General features: G+C 40.2%; 12 protein-coding genes. 1 reads left to right on the top strand and 11 read right to left on the bottom strand.

Annotation, left to right across the window (positions count from 1 at the left end; genetic code table 11):
- Positions 1-12: 12 nt before the first annotated feature.
- On the bottom strand, positions 13-1,482 hold the full coding sequence (locus EIZ58_RS10890; protein WP_134700756.1) for a 4-hydroxyphenylacetate 3-hydroxylase family protein: 1,470 nt from the start codon (positions 1,480-1,482) through the stop codon (positions 13-15).
- Between the two features lie 489 nt (positions 1,483-1,971).
- On the opposite strand from EIZ58_RS10890, the gene EIZ58_RS10885 reads away from it, so the two are divergent.
- Entirely contained in the window at positions 1,972-3,213 is a 1,242-nt protein-coding gene (locus EIZ58_RS10885; RefSeq protein WP_134700754.1) for a MerR family transcriptional regulator, read from the top strand.
- Positions 3,214-3,283: 70 nt separating this feature from the next.
- Here EIZ58_RS10885 and EIZ58_RS10880 read toward each other — a convergent pair whose 3' ends face one another.
- The 10 genes from EIZ58_RS10880 to EIZ58_RS10835 all read right to left on the bottom strand — a co-directional run bounded on the left by EIZ58_RS10880 (position 3,284) and on the right by EIZ58_RS10835 (position 14,288).
- Entirely contained in the window at positions 3,284-4,561 is a 1,278-nt protein-coding gene (locus tag EIZ58_RS10880; RefSeq protein WP_134700752.1) for a TRAP transporter large permease, read from the bottom strand.
- A gap of 3 nt (positions 4,562-4,564) precedes the next feature.
- Positions 4,565-5,128, bottom strand: coding sequence for a TRAP transporter small permease (locus tag EIZ58_RS10875; protein WP_167577610.1), 564 nt, complete (start codon positions 5,126-5,128; stop codon positions 4,565-4,567).
- A 17-nt stretch (positions 5,129-5,145) separates the two neighbouring features.
- Positions 5,146-6,168 carry a TRAP transporter substrate-binding protein gene (gene dctP, locus EIZ58_RS10870; RefSeq protein WP_134700748.1) on the bottom strand — a complete coding sequence of 341 codons (1,023 nt, stop codon included), beginning with the start codon at positions 6,166-6,168 and terminating at the stop codon, positions 5,146-5,148.
- A 19-nt stretch (positions 6,169-6,187) separates the two neighbouring features.
- Positions 6,188-7,666, bottom strand: coding sequence for a 4-hydroxyphenylacetate 3-hydroxylase family protein (locus tag EIZ58_RS10865; protein WP_134700746.1), 1,479 nt, complete (start codon positions 7,664-7,666; stop codon positions 6,188-6,190).
- A gap of 134 nt (positions 7,667-7,800) precedes the next feature.
- Positions 7,801-8,253, bottom strand: coding sequence for a PNPOx family protein (locus tag EIZ58_RS10860; protein ID WP_134700744.1), 453 nt, complete (start codon positions 8,251-8,253; stop codon positions 7,801-7,803).
- A gap of 206 nt (positions 8,254-8,459) precedes the next feature.
- Positions 8,460-9,293: a YitT family protein gene (locus tag EIZ58_RS10855; RefSeq protein ID WP_134700742.1), complete on the bottom strand. Its 834-nt coding sequence runs from the start codon at positions 9,291-9,293 to the stop codon at positions 8,460-8,462.
- A 217-nt stretch (positions 9,294-9,510) separates the two neighbouring features.
- Complete coding sequence (locus EIZ58_RS10850) at positions 9,511-10,428, bottom strand: pseudouridine-5'-phosphate glycosidase (protein ID WP_134700740.1); 918 nt, start codon at positions 10,426-10,428, stop codon at positions 9,511-9,513.
- Positions 10,425-11,534: a carbohydrate kinase gene (locus EIZ58_RS10845; protein WP_134700738.1), complete on the bottom strand. Its 1,110-nt coding sequence runs from the start codon at positions 11,532-11,534 to the stop codon at positions 10,425-10,427. The genes EIZ58_RS10850 and EIZ58_RS10845 overlap by 4 nt, the downstream gene beginning before the upstream one ends.
- Before the next feature lie 317 nt (positions 11,535-11,851).
- Positions 11,852-12,709 carry an MBL fold metallo-hydrolase gene (locus EIZ58_RS10840; protein WP_134700736.1) on the bottom strand — a complete coding sequence of 286 codons (858 nt, stop codon included), beginning with the start codon at positions 12,707-12,709 and terminating at the stop codon, positions 11,852-11,854.
- Positions 12,710-12,974: 265 nt separating this feature from the next.
- Entirely contained in the window at positions 12,975-14,288 is a 1,314-nt protein-coding gene (locus EIZ58_RS10835; RefSeq protein WP_134700734.1) for an efflux RND transporter periplasmic adaptor subunit, read from the bottom strand.
- Positions 14,289-14,303 lie beyond the last annotated feature (15 nt).

Raw genomic sequence — 14,303 nt, 5'->3', positions numbered from 1 at the left:
ATCAACCCCTTCCTAAACTACGCTGGTTTCCTTGACCTTTTCCGGCAAAGAATAGCTTTTTAAAAAACGGTCTACCAATTCTACCGGCTCTTCATAACCATAGTTTCTGAATGCGTAACCTTTCGTTACAAAAGGCGCCCCGTTATAGAACATCTCGTATTGTTGGTGACGGCCTCCAAATTCCGATCCGATAATGTCCCATATCAATTTAAACAATTTGATTTTCTCTTCCGCTTCCACACCTGTTGAACGGATATAGCGTCGAATATCATCTCTGGTCTCAGGATCAATCATTTCCTTGTACGAGGAAGGAACTTGTAAAACCCCGCCTCCGACTAATTCCCTTATAATCTTAATGACAGCGGGGTAAATGATATCTTGCTGGCCTATAATGCCATACAAAAATCGTGGATTGGGACGTGCTACACCATTCTTATCAATTTCGCAAGCATATTCCGAAGCAAGCAAATTTCCTTCCACATTGGCTGCAAGTGATGCCAGTTCTCCTAACTTCTCTTGAACGGACGGTATTTTATCAATTCCATTCATGGCTGCGGCCTTCCTAGCAGCTCCAATCAAAAATTTCAGCTTCGTCATAAATCGGGTTTGGGCTTGGCTATTCCCCAGAATATGAGCAGGGGTCTCTAGAAATTGTGCTCTTGTAATTTCTACATCTTTGTAAACGAACACATGCTCCCAAGGAATAAACACATCATCAAAAACAACAAGAGCATCACTCTCATCGAAACGAGTCGATAACGGATAGTCAAATGTACTGGGCTTATCTGCTGCATAGCTTGGACGGCAATAAAATTTCAATCCCTTTGTATCGATCGGCAGCGCAAAAGAAATGGCGTAATCCTCATCTCCTGCACGAAGTGGTGGAAGGCAGCTAACAAACAAGTAATCCGATACCGCTGAAGTCGTCCCTAGCATCTGGGATCCCCGAACAATGATTCCATCCTCTCTTTCTTCCAAAACACCAACTGGAAGGAACTTTTCCTCCTGTTCATGGGAAGTTTTGCTCCGATCGATTTGTGGAGGAACAATGACATACGTGATGTACAAATCATTGTCTCTTATATACTTGTAAAAATTAATGATATTATCTCGGTAACGCACTCCACCCCTTTCGAATACTTCCGGCCAGCTGGCAAAACCGGATAGAAAGCAGGCTACATGATCCGGACTACGTCCGACAAATCCACAAGTGGCTTCCGACCATTTTGCGAACGCGAGTCTTCGTTCTCTTAAATCCTCACTACTTCTTGGGATCATATAGATCTTATTGGCTGTTGTTCCATCTTCAGTAACATACTGCATATCATTTCTGGGATCAGCAGCAATATCATATAGCCCAGCAATCGTTTGGGCTATCCCTTTAAATGCCGGATGATTGACTACACCCTGTACCCGTTCTCCATTGATATATACACAGCGATTGTCGTTCAGCGCATTTAAATATTCGCTTCCTGTTCTCATTATGAAAACGCCTCCCATTGATTTATTAAACCCTAGCGATCTATTTTATCTCCTCTATCTCCCAAATCTTCGGTTCTCTTTTTAATTTGAATAAGAAAACCTATTTTTCTATCTACTTTTTTTTTGATGTTTTTATCCGTCATCAATTTAACTTTATCCTCTCCCTTCCTGAACCTGCACTTCGTATTATGTGTTGTGTATTATGTGTTGTGTATACACAAAACTTTTATGTTTATATAGTACATTCTGACGAGAATCTTGTCAATATACTTGACCAAATTTCCTAAATAGAAGTTTGTTGACGGAATAATGAAAAATACAATGTCGGATAGGGATGGACAATCTGATCCAGATATGATACAAGTATGAAACAGAGAAAACGTCTTCATTTGTAACCATTCTAATGGATGGTCTTTACTGAAGGACAATCCTCATTTTCTGAGATAATGGAACAAAAACATGGAGTATACTCTAGGAGGGCCGTAAAAGATGAAAATTGGATCATTTGCCAAAAAATTCAATGCATCCATTGATACAATCCGTTACTATACAAACTTTGGCCTACTGATCCCTGTAAAAAAGGATTCCTATTACGAGTATGACCAGACATGCGAAGAAGATATGAAGATCATTACGGAACTAAAATCATTTGAGTTTACGTTAAATGAAATAAGGAACATACTCGACTTAAAACGAATCACTTTGCTGCGGGATCATGAAGATTTGAATCTTTACGTGCAACTGCTTGAACGTAAAAAAGAAGAGATTTCTCTAGAAATCTCTAAGCTACATCTAGCCTTACAAAAAATTGACAAAAAAATAGATCTTCTTTGTCAAAAGAATCACAATGAAACAGTAACCGGGCTTTCCTTTTCGTTTCTTCGTTTTCTACGCTGCCCTTTATGTACCGGCTCCTTTCAATTGGAAAATGCCCTCATCCAGAATGAGTCTTTGATTGATGCTTCCATACAGTGCGCTTGTGGATACCATGCCGACATTCGCCAAGGAATACTGTTTGCCCCCAGCCTCGACAACTCCACCCAGAACATCGCTTATTTGTACGAGCAAAAAACATTGGGGGAAATGAGCACAGAACTTATTCAGATCATTGAAAAGTGCAGTCTCTTTACTTATCAAAAGTTGAGAGATCTTGATCTGAGCCATAAAGTGATCTTTGAGCCCTGTATTGACACCTTTGTGTTTCTACCGAAATATATACATTTATTACCTGACGATGCCTATTATATATTTTGCGGCAGCAATGAAGAAATGATTGTAAAACTAAAGAGCAAAATCGATTCTATCAACCCCGCTCTAAAAGTCCTTTATATCGTTAATTCGTCGCTTCATTTACCCGTGGCAACGAACTCCATCGATTTTCTCATTGACAGCCTTTCCTTCAACGACTATGCGCTTTTTAACAATGTATTTCCTTTAAGCAAACTGACCTCTCTATGCAAAGAAAAAGCAATGATTATTGGATGCTTTGCCTATCATAAACAAGGAGCAAAGTCATTACGGAAATTGAAAGAACTCTATCCGAATGCATACTCCAATAACGCCGAAAAAGACTTTATCAAAGCGAATATCAATACCTATAGTTTTGAATTTGAAGAAACTTTCCCTATTGGGGAGACAAAGGAACCGGGAATCTATATTGAGTATCATGTTGAGAATGAAACCATGTTTTTTGAAGGGTACATTGGCAGAAGAATGACTAAGCACTCTTAGAAACGAAAGAGAACCCGTAGATCCGCCTGTCGGCGATCTACGGGTTCTCTTTTGAGTTTGTGGCAGCTCATTATTTGAGTGAAAATAAGTTCGGTATAGCCATTGAGGTCCAAGGTACATAAGTAATAATGAGAAGGATTAGAAATGATAAGATTAAAAATGGAACTAGGCTTGTAATTAACTTTTCAATCTTTATATTTGTAATGGATGAAGCAATAAATAATACGGTTCCTACAGGTGGGGTCAATAATCCTAATGTAAGGTTAATGACCATGATCACTCCTAAATGAACGGGATCTACACCAAATTGGGCTGAAACTGGAAGTAATATGGGTGGTAACAAAATTAAGGCTGCAACCCCCTCAAGGAACATTCCAACTACGATCAACAGTATATTGACTAACAATAAAAATACCCATATATTATCTGCTAGATATAAAAAGGCATTAGTAATTAATTGAGGTATCTTCTGAAAGTTTAATACCCATCCAAATATACTAGAAGTGGCTAACAAAAATGTAACGGTAGCGGAAGTTAACACCGTCCTAAGTAGAATACCTGGAATGACCTTTAAACTGAGATCTCTGTAAAGAAACATCCCAATTAAAAACGCTAGGAATACAGCAATCGCTGCTGATTCTGTAGCAGTGAATGCCCCAGATGTAATACCAACCATAATGAGCAAAGGAATACATAAAGAAGGAATGACATGAATTACCGACTTTAATACTAGGGATAGCGGTACCCGCTCTGATTTAGGAAAGTTTCTTTTCTTTCCCATAATATAAAGAAATAATCCGAAACAGGTCGCAAACATAATTCCCGGAATGATTCCTGCTAAGAATAGACTTCCTATAGATACCCCTGCTGTCACCCCGTAAATGATAAAAGGCATACTGGGTGGGATAAGTGGACCCATGATTGATGAAGCCGCAGTTAAAGCTGTACTAAACTCCTTATTATATCCTTCCTTTTCCATGGCCGGTACCATAATCTTACCCATAATAGCGGTTTGGGCATTTGCAGATCCTACAATGGAAGCCAAAAACATATTTCCAGCTACGTTTACATAGGCTAACCCCCCGCGAAAATGACCTAAAATAGTTTTAGAAAAATCTATTAACCGAGCCGTAATCCCCCCATGATTCATGATTTCTCCCAATAGTATGAACATGGGAATCGCGACTAGTCCATAATTTTGTAACCCGTTAAACATCTTTGAAGGTAGAGACTGCATAATCCCTATATTCCCTGTAGAAAAAACGAAGATAAGAGTCGTGAGACCCAGTACAAATGCAACAGGTACTCCAATAAGAAGAAGTGAAAAGAAACCTACAGCAGAGATCATAAGCTAACTCACTTCTCCTTTATTAAGAATTTTACAAATGTTGCTCACTGTAAAGATTACAATACATCCCATAGAAACAGGAACGATGGAATAAAGATAACTCATACTTATTGGGATCGTTGGTGATGTCTGATTGAGTACGCTTGGGCTTACTACCCAAAAAAAAGAGTAGAATCCAATTAAGGATGCAAAAATAAACATGGTAACTTGAATAAAGATTGAAACCATCTGCTGAAACTTAGGGGAAAGGCGGTCATATAGTATCGTGACCGCCGCCATAGTAGACCTGTTGACTGCAAGACTTCCACCTAAAAAGGTAATCCAGCAAAATAAGTATAAAGATAAGTCATCTGCCCAAAAAATGGGTTGATGAACAACATATCTGAAAAGCACGGCAATGATCATGTTCAAGGTTAAGGCCAAACAGATCATCACACTGACGACGACTAAAATTTTATCCAGAACGTACGCAATCCTTTTAATCGTACTAGATAACCAATACTCATTTCCTGTGGAAGGTGATGCATGTTCATCTTTAATGGAGACAACAACCTGACTATCCTGCATCGAAGTTCCTCCCCTCATTAATTATCTGTAATTGTTTGGGCTCTTTCCAAGAAGTCCCCAATTTTAGACGATTTTTCAGACCATGCTTTTCTAACGCTATCGACATGATGAATTAATTCTGCTCGATTATTCAATTCATGAACTTCCGAAATGCCGTATTTCTCCACTGCATGTTCAAGAAGATCTTGTTCATTCTTTTTTACATATTCGACATTAAACTTCATCGTTTCAGCTACTGCTTCTTCTATCATTTTTTTATCCTCATCAGATAAACGATTCCAACGGTCTTTGTTAATCATTAAGCCGCCTGCCCAATACATGTGATTATCAGGGGTTAAATGCTTGGCTATTTCTGTAAGCTTCTCATTAACCAAAGAGTCAGAATCAATATCTACACCATTGATTACTCCAGTCTGCATCGCAGTATAAACTTCCGTTAACGGCATAGGAGTTGGGCTTGCTCCCAATGTTTTCCAATAATCTAGTATGGTAGGGCTAGGTGTGGTACGAAGCTTAAAGCCATTAAGATCTTCAATTGAATTTACAGGTTTTGTAGTCAACATGTAGCGGAAACCCGTTGTCAAATACCCCAGTCCATGAACATTTTCTTTGGTCAAAGTATCAAATAGACTCATAGATTCTTCCGTAGTCCATAATTGGTAAGCCTGATCATGAGAATCCACGACGAAGGGCATCAACCATGCACCAAACGCCTCGGAAGAACTACTTAATTGTGCCGTTGTTATTACAGCCATATCGATACTACCGGTATTTAACTGTTGCATCATATCGCTTTCATTACCTAGTAATCCGCCATGATAATATTCAAGTGTAATTCGGCCATTGGTTTTGTTGTTTAGGATCTCACCTAATTTATTAGCTGCAACACTCCAAGCCCCATTTTCTTTCGTAATATTGGCAAACTTAAGTGACAATACTTCTTTTTCCGAGCTGGATGAAGGATTCGTTTCTACACCGCCGCATGCGGATAATAACATGGAAGCTACTAGACTTACGGTAACTAATAATTTCTTTTTCATAATATACCCCCCTCAAAATTTAATTCAAAGTGAAATCCTTGTCCCTCACCATGACGGGAAGAGAATAACTCTGCAAAAATTTATCTACCAATTGGACCGGGTCATCATACCCATAATTTTTGAACGCATATCCCTTGGTTACAAATGGAGCTCCATTATAGAACATCTCATATTGTTGATGTCTGCCTCCAAATTCAGATCCTATAATATCCCATACAAGTTTAAATAACTTGATTTTTTCTTCAGATTCCACTCCCGTTGATCGAATATAGCGAGCAATGTCACCCTTTGTTTCAGGATGAATCATTTCCTTATAGGATGAAGGCACTTGTAACACTCCACCCCCACATAATTCTCTAATGATCTTGATCACTGAGGAATACAAAATATCCTGCTGACCGACTACACCGTACAAAAAGCGTGGGTTTGGGCATGCTACACCATTCTTATTAATGGTACATCCGTATTCGGAAGCCAGTAAATTTCCTTCTACTGATGCAGCAATGGAAGCAAGCTCACCTAATTTTTCTTGTACAGATGGAATTTTATCAATACCATTCATTGCTGCCACTTTTCGAGCTGTGCCAATTAGAAACTTAAGCTTCGTTGTAAATCTTGTTTGAGCTTGGTTATTTCCTAATACATGAGCTGGCGTTTCATGAAATTGTGCACGTAATACATCAATGTTTTTATAAACAAACACATCTTCCCAAGGAATAAATACGTCATCGAAAACTACTAAAGAGTCACTTTCATCAAATTGAGTCGATAACGGGTAATCAAATGTACTAGATTTATCCTGCGCATAGCTCGGACGTGCATAAAATTTTAGTCCAGCTTTATTAACCGGAACAACAAAGGAAATAGCATAGTCTTCATCCCCTGGACGAAGTGGAGTTATACAACTAACAAATAAGTAATCAGAAACAGCTGAACCTGTACCCAGCATCTGTGATCCACGCACGATGATTCCATCTTCTTTTTCCTCTAAAACACCGACAGGAAGGAACTTTTCTTCTTGTTCATGAGAAGACTTACTTCGGTCAATCTGTGGTGGAATGATTACATAGGTTACATAAAGGTCATTGTCCCTGGCATATTTATAAAAGTTAATTACATTATCTCGATAGCGCTTCCCTCCGCGTTCAAAAACTTCTGGTGAGCTTGCGAAAGCAGATATAAAACTACTAACATGATCCGGGCTCCGCCCAACAAACCCACAAGTTGCTTCTGCCCATTTTGAGATAGCCAGTCTTCTATCTCTTAACTCTTCTTGGCTTCTTGGAATCATATAAATCTTATTTGCAATAGTTCCATCCTCTGTTTTATAGGTCATGTTTTGAGTTTCATCAGCCGCTAAATCGTATAGACCAGCGATAGTGTGCGCAATCCCTTTAAAGGCCGGATGAGTGGTCACATCCTCTACTTTTTCTCCGTTAATGAATATCGCACGATTATCTTTAAGACTTTCTAGATATTGATTACCTGTCCTTACCATAAATTCTCCCCCACTTTTTCCAATATTGATAGCTTTTTCGATATATACATAATTATGTGTTGTGTATACACCAACTTAGTAAAATAATATTACAGACCATTGATCTGTAATCACTTTTAAAAAATAAATGATATCTATAGATTTAATAAGGCATTCTCCACTTCACGATCCAGTTTTTCAATTAGTTTTTCATTGTAAGTTTTAATAAATTGAGGATCTTGGGTTATTTTTGAACCATAAAAATTGATATCCCTCACCTCTTCAACGTCAAGATCAACCAAACCTAATTTTAATGTCAACCCTTCTGTCTCTCTCACCTTAATTTTCGCCATACCACTAATCGAGAAAACACTCTCTATCCCTATAACATTCAGCACGACATGGGGGTTGTCATCTAAAAGACCTAATATATAAGATTTGCTATCTAAGGCAAAACGGACAGTGTTCTCATTAGTAGCAAATACCCATGACATCGCACTAGAGATTACTTTATTATGTTTCGAATCAAAAACCTGTAAAAGTACTAACGTTTTTCCTTGTAACAGACTAATCATTTCTTGAGAAAGAATATATTGTGTTTTAACCAAAATAAGCCCTCCTATACATAATTGTAATTTTCCTTCCTATCATCAAGCTAATGTGTTGTGTGTTGTGTGTTATGTATACACAACACATTACTATGAGAATATAATAAATGCTAATGTAACCGATGTCAATCTATTTATGCATTGTTCGTGTAACAGAAAAAAAGATTGCAAGAAATCTTACAATCCTTCAAAGATCACCGCTGGCTTTACTCTTGCGAAAATCCCTTGCCATGTACCTCAAATACATCCCGAACCACGATAAAAGCACTTGGGTCTAGTCGCGTGACAATAGATTTAAGTTTTAAAACCTGATTTCTGGCAACCACACAATATACGACCTTCTTCTTGTCTTGGGTATATACTCCTTCACCATCTAGAAGCGTAACCCCACGTTTCATCTCGGAAGCAATCGCTTGGGAGATTTCAAGAGGAAGATGAGAAATGATCGTGACTTCTTTCGCAGAGTATTTCCCCTCTTGTACAAGATCAATCACCTTGGCAGAAATAAATACCGCTACAAGTGTATACATGGCGCGGGTAAGATCAAGGTAGTAAAGGGATATGAGAATTACCGCCACATCAGACACGAATATCGTTCTACCTATACTCCAGCCAAAGTACCTCTGGAATATATTAGCCAAAATGTCAACACCATCCGTTGTACCTCCGTAACGAAAAACGATGCCTAGTCCGATTCCGACTGAAACCCCAGCATACAGTGCAGCGAGCAGCGGATCTTCCATAGGCAGTGCAAAGGAATCAAACAAGCTAAGAAATCCGGATAAAGATATGGTCCCTACTAAAGTGTAGATCAAGGAAGCCGTACCTAAATATCTCCATCCTAGGATCAAAATAGGAACATTAAATAAGAGATTCAATAAACCCGTGTCCCAATTCAACATAATCTTCAAGAGCAGGGCAAGTCCGATGATCCCTCCTTCCACAAGTCCGTTTGCTAAATTAAAGTAGTTGAATCCAAAACCCATGATGGCTGAACCAACCATAATCGCAATTATATTCTTCATTCTGATCGATGCCATATTAGATCTTCTCCTATACTCAGGTGAATTTCACGCCCTTACCATTACTCAATGCAAGAACCTCACCATCAAAAAAAACTGTTATCACTCACGGTGTTAACAGCTTTTTTATCGAAGTCACTTATGCAAAATGGCATAGTTATGTAGCTTTGCATAGAAGCGACCTCCCTTGTAAATATAAAAAGCACCTAAAAAAGTAGGTGCTTTTTGCATTTATTTATTTGTGGATTGCATTGAAGCTAACCGCAATTTTTGCTCCTACAACTGCATTGTTTTTGACTAAAGCAATGTTCGCATCCAGGCTTTTCCCTTCTGTTAATTCTTTCACCTTACCTAATAGGAATGGGGTTACATCCTTACCAGATATGTTTCGTTCTTCGGCCTCTTTTAAAGCTGTTTCAATGATGTCATGAATGATTTTCTCATCCATAGCGAACTCTTCTGGAATCGGGTTGGCGATAACAGCTCCACCTTTTAGATTGAGATCCCATTTTACTTTCAACGTTGAGGCAATGGTTTCCACATCATCGGCACGGAAGTGTATAGGGAATTCGCTCTTACGTGTATAGAAGGCCGGGAGTACATCGGTTTGATATCCGATAACTGGAACTCCTTTTGTTTCGAGGTATTCCATAGTTAACCCTAAATCTAGTATCGATTTAGCTCCCGCACAAATGACCGCCACGTTGGTTTGGCCTAGTTCTTCTAGATCTGCTGAGATATCCATGGTCGTTTCGGCACCTCGGTGTACGCCACCAATCCCGCCGGTAACGAAGATATGAATCCCTGCTGCTTCTGCACAAATCATGGTCGCTGCCACTGTTGTTGCTCCTAGTTTTTTGGTAGCAATTAAATAAGCTAAATCGCGTCTGGATGCTTTTGCTACAGCTGTACTCTTACCGAACATTTCTAACTCTTCATCGGATAGTCCGATTTTAATTTTCCCTTCTACGATGGCAATCGTAGCCGGAACGGCTCCATGGTCTCGAATAATCTGCTCCACTTCCCGAGCCGTTTGGACATTTTGCGGATAGGGCATACCATGCGAAATAATCGTCGATTCTAAGGCCACGATCGGTTTTCCTTGTTCTTTTGCCACACGTACTTCTTCAGATAACGTAATGTATTGTTTCATGATACTTCCTCCATGTCTTTTTGTAGTTGTACTGCTGATAAGTCTTGCCGGACGGTATACGGTGATTGCAGTGTTTTATAAGCATTAATACTTCCGGACTTGGCAATTTCAATTAATGTTTTACCTTCTAACCAAGAATAAATCACAGCGGAGGAAAAAGCGTCTCCGGCTCCCGTGACATCCACGATTTCATTGGCTACAATGGATGGAACATGAAAAATTCCCTCTTCCTTATTCCCGATCATGGATCCTTCTTTTCCATTCGTTATAACAACATTCGATATTCCTAATGACAGCCACTTCTTTATAGCGTTCTCCCAATCTTCCACATTTCTGATTTCAGTATTAAAATAAGCTTCAGATTCATCTCGGTTCGTAATGAGCCAGGTAACACCCTCTAATTCATCTGGTAATCGATTCATCTTGGGGGCAGATACGGGTATTAAGAAAATGGGTAAATCATGAGTCTTTGAGAATTGACATAAGAACTGAATCGTTTCTTTTGGACAGTTTAAATCGACAATGATACATTTGGATCGGCTGAGTAAGATCTCATGTTTTAGGATTAAATCAGGTGTAATCGCCTCATACACTTCCATATCCGCTAACGCAATCACTAATTCCCCTTTAGAGTCTAATACAGCTGTGTAAGAACCTGTTGATTTTTCAGGGAATTGGGTCACGGTTTCTAGGTTCACGTAAAGAGAGGATGATTCATCTATAAATGACCAGTCATTATCGAGGCCGCTTGCCGATATTAATGAGACTTCCATCCCTAGCCTGCCTAGGTTTTCAGAAATATTCCGTGCCACTCCGCCTGCGTTTTGAGTAGCATAAACCGGATTGGATGTACCTAGCTGTACCTTATCTTTGATATGGAATTTCCGGTCAATATTGGCCCCACCGATACAAATAACATGTTGTGATTCATTCAAAATATACGCCCTGCCTAAAATATCTCCTTTTTTAATTAAACCAGAAATAATATTTGCAATAGAGGGCCTTGATAATCCTAATACTTCCGCAAGCTCTTGCTGAGAAACATAGGGATTCTTTTTTATTAGGTCTAAAATTAATTGCTCTTTCTCCGATAATTTTTCAGGCACAAACTCACCTCATCAGATTACTTTAATCTTGTGGTTCGTAATCAGTAGGGATTTCATCCATTAAACTTTTGTTCATAAACTAAACTCTTGTTTGATTTTACTTCATATTGCCGGTTTGGTCAATACGAAGCTATAACTTAGTTAATTTTATAGGTAAAAGACCATCGCTTGATTCCCTTCAAGCCTCCCGAAGCCCGAATCTGGGCACCAAAACCATCGTTTGATGCCCTCCAAGCTTCCCGAACAAATTTCCACCCAAACGCGACGAAATATAAGAAAAAGACCGACCCTCTTATCAGGTCGGTAACCTATCTGCACTAATGTTTATGGGTATTCACGTATTTTCCGTAGTCCGGAATGGCGATACGGTCAAATTCATTTACTAGCTTGTTTAAGCTACTCGATAACATTTCCCCTGACATAGGCAGTCCATGACCAGTAACTGCGACCGTTGGTCTCAATGCTTCTAATTTTCTAACCGATTCCCAGGCTGCTTGCCAATCCGTTGTTAGATATCTTGGGGGTCCACTAATTTCCAGCTTTTGTGTGAGAACCTTATAGAGTGACTCTTGTTTGACAGTCACAAACGCATCACCTGCAATCAAGGAACGGTCTTCTTCTCTAAAGAAGGCTACGTGTCCCGGTGTATGCCCCGGTGTATGGATCCAACGGAAACCTTGCAACTCAGGGACACTACCATCAGATGGAAGCATTTGTACATGATTTCCTAAATGAATTGGCTGATTCGGAAATAGGGGGGACATCTTGGCTACCATCCCCCCTTCTACGGTGGGGTCTGGTTCTGGATAACTCATTTGTCCAGTCAGGAAAGGTAACTCTAATTCATGCGCGTATACAGGAACATCCCAATGTTCGACTAATTCGATAATGGCTCCCACATGATCGAAATGACCGTGGGTTAAGATGATGGCTTTTGGGCGGCTATTCGAACCGAAACGCTCTTCCGTAACAGAAATAATTTCATTCGCTGATTCAGGCATTCCTGCATCAATCAAGACAAAGTCCTTCGTCTCAGGGTTTCCAACTAAACAAATGTTAACAATTTGAATCGTATGGCAATACAAATCGGGAAGGATCTCCAAGCCTAGGCCGCTCCCTACGGAAGTTGCAGGAATAAACTTGTAATCACTGCCATATTCCATCTCTTTGTCCATGGTTATTAATCTCCCTTTACCTTTGAATAAGTAACAACATTATTGTTCCAAACCTTAACATGGTTATTACTCTCAATAAGGAAATACTAAATAACAGCCCCTTCCCTCGGGCTGTTATTTCGTATTTCCTATTCATCAAAAGGTTTCCTCTATGACGATCTCCTCCATCGGTAATCGCAAAGAAGGCCTTGGTGCCCTTGCTGCATAGCCAATGCAAAGACACATCACCGGAAGATACCGGCTGGGTATGTTTAATTCTTTTTAGCTATTGTGCATTTTCCTGGATTTCCACTTTTACACCATCGACTAGCAGTGTCTGACCTTTTACCACGACTTGATCTCCAACACGGAGCCCTTCTTTAATTTCAATTTGATCGCTCGTTTCCGTTCCTGTGACGACTTCTACTTTTGCCACGCGATCTTCATCCAGCTTATAGACGTAGCGCTTGCCTTGTTCCTCTATCAGAGCTTTACGAGGGATTAAAGCTAGTTTATCCCCACTGCCAGAGCCAAAACGCACATGCACTACCATGTCCGCCTTTAGTTCATGGTTCGGATTCGGGATACTCATTTCAACGGGATAAGCTTTTACATCGTTATTCATGAAAGGACTTACAGCCGTAACCTTGGCCGCAATTTGTTGATTTAAAGAGGGGATTTCCACATTGACGTCACTGCCTACTTGAATTTTAGTTAACTCCTGCTCCGAAACATTCGTTTTTACTTTCACTGGATTCATGCGAGCCATACTAATGACCGGTACCTGGGGACCGACGATTTGTCCTGTGGAACCATGTACGATCGAGACCAAACCGGAGATCGGGGCGGTTACGGTAGCGTTAGCCAGCTGACTTCGAGCATTTTCCAAAGCCACTCGGGACTGGTCCACGGACGCTTTCCCCACTTCTACTGCAATCTTATTGTTGGCACGTTCTAGACTTCTTGTGGCATTCTCATAGTTAGACTGAGTATTTTCCAAGGTCGTGCGTGCATTTTCTAGGGCTAATTGTGTATTTTTCAAAGCTGTTTCCACTCGCTCGAGCTCAGCATTCGATACGGCGCCTGCCGTATGCAGCTGACGCGTGCGTTGCTCGGCCGTGAGGGCATCTTGCAAAGCTTGCTCTTGCTGTGTTACGGCGATTTGTGCTTGGGTGATGGCATTTTTATATTGCGTTACCGCCGATTCCGCCTGTTCAATTCCTTGTACTGCATTGCTTTCTGTTTGTTTTAAGCCGGCTACAGCTGCGCGATAGGCTGCTTCCGCCTGTTTTACACTATTAACAAGATCCGTTTGATCCAAGGTAAAAAGAACGTCCCCCTGCTGAACGAACTGCCCCATGGACACGTGGATCTTTTGAATCTTTCCGGAGACTTTGGCCGAAACATCGACGGCCTCATCTGGTGATAGTTTTCCTGTGATGGATGCTCGTACCTCAATGGATCCCTCTACTACCTTTTCTACCTGAACCGGAACCACTTGTTCTTCTGCCGTTTGTATGACAGGCTCAGTTTTTGTACAAGCTGTTAAGGCAACGGAGACAGCTAGCATTGAGATCAAAATTACTCGGTTGGTCTTCATCTATTCCCTTCCCTT

This window comes from Ammoniphilus sp. YIM 78166, from assembly GCF_004522215.1.
Lineage (GTDB): Bacteria > Bacillota > Bacilli > Aneurinibacillales > RAOX-1 > YIM-78166.
The sequence above is the reverse complement of the archived record's forward strand: the minus strand, read 5'-3'. Positions and strand labels throughout refer to the sequence as shown.

Excerpts from the sequence above, each read along its gene's own strand:
- EIZ58_RS10850 (WP_134700740.1), bottom strand. The coding sequence starts at position 10,428 with ATGAAACAATACATTACGTTATCTGAAGAAGTACGTGTGGCAAAAGAA.
- EIZ58_RS10835 (WP_134700734.1), bottom strand. The coding sequence starts at position 14,288 with ATGAAGACCAACCGAGTAATTTTGATCTCAATGCTAGCTGTCTCCGTT.
- EIZ58_RS10840 (WP_134700736.1), bottom strand. The coding sequence starts at position 12,709 with ATGGACAAAGAGATGGAATATGGCAGTGATTACAAGTTTATTCCTGCA.
- EIZ58_RS10875 (WP_167577610.1), bottom strand. The coding sequence starts at position 5,128 with ATGCAGGATAGTCAGGTTGTTGTCTCCATTAAAGATGAACATGCATCA.
- EIZ58_RS10865 (WP_134700746.1), bottom strand. The coding sequence starts at position 7,666 with ATGGTAAGGACAGGTAATCAATATCTAGAAAGTCTTAAAGATAATCGT.
- EIZ58_RS10855 (WP_134700742.1), bottom strand. The coding sequence starts at position 9,293 with ATGGCATCGATCAGAATGAAGAATATAATTGCGATTATGGTTGGTTCA.
- EIZ58_RS10885 (WP_134700754.1), top strand. The coding sequence starts at position 1,972 with ATGAAAATTGGATCATTTGCCAAAAAATTCAATGCATCCATTGATACA.
- EIZ58_RS10880 (WP_134700752.1), bottom strand. The coding sequence starts at position 4,561 with ATGATCTCTGCTGTAGGTTTCTTTTCACTTCTTCTTATTGGAGTACCT.
- dctP (WP_134700748.1), bottom strand. The coding sequence starts at position 6,168 with ATGAAAAAGAAATTATTAGTTACCGTAAGTCTAGTAGCTTCCATGTTA.
- EIZ58_RS10890 (WP_134700756.1), bottom strand. The coding sequence starts at position 1,482 with ATGAGAACAGGAAGCGAATATTTAAATGCGCTGAACGACAATCGCTGT.